Origin of the sequence: [Clostridium] symbiosum ATCC 14940 (genome assembly GCF_000466485.1) — a bacterium.
Taxonomy (GTDB): Bacteria; Bacillota; Clostridia; order Lachnospirales; family Lachnospiraceae; genus Otoolea; species Otoolea symbiosa.
The window spans coordinates 1-308 of record NZ_KE992820.1 but is presented as its reverse complement, the minus strand read 5'-3'; the positions used below and the strand labels follow the sequence as shown (position 1 = coordinate 308).

Below are 308 nucleotides of genomic sequence, written 5' to 3'. Positions count from 1 at the left end.
ACGCCCGGGACGGCCAGCGGACGGGGTGGTGGGGTGGGTTTATGAGTCTTTCGTCCCGGGGGAAGTGACATTGCTGGCAGGAGAAGGAGATACTATAGTTTTGTTTTCGCAGTGCGGAGCCGGAGAGAATGCTATCCGGAAGGTTATCGACGGGACGAAAGACTCTGCCAGGTGTATCAGCCCCGTCCACTGGCCTGCGGCCGCTGAATGTCTCACGCATTAAGTGCGGGTGCGTACCTTGTCGAGGCCACTCAGTGCTACCGTGTATGGGAAATACGATATGCCTTCATTGCGCCTTTATGAAAGGC

General features: G+C 56.8%; 1 protein-coding gene. It reads left to right on the top strand.

Annotation, left to right across the window (positions count from 1 at the left end; all coding sequences use genetic code 11):
• The coding region (locus CLOSYM_RS23160; RefSeq protein ID WP_021640924.1) for a hypothetical protein at positions 1-223 on the top strand (223 nt) is incomplete at its 5' end.
• Positions 224-308 lie beyond the last annotated feature (85 nt).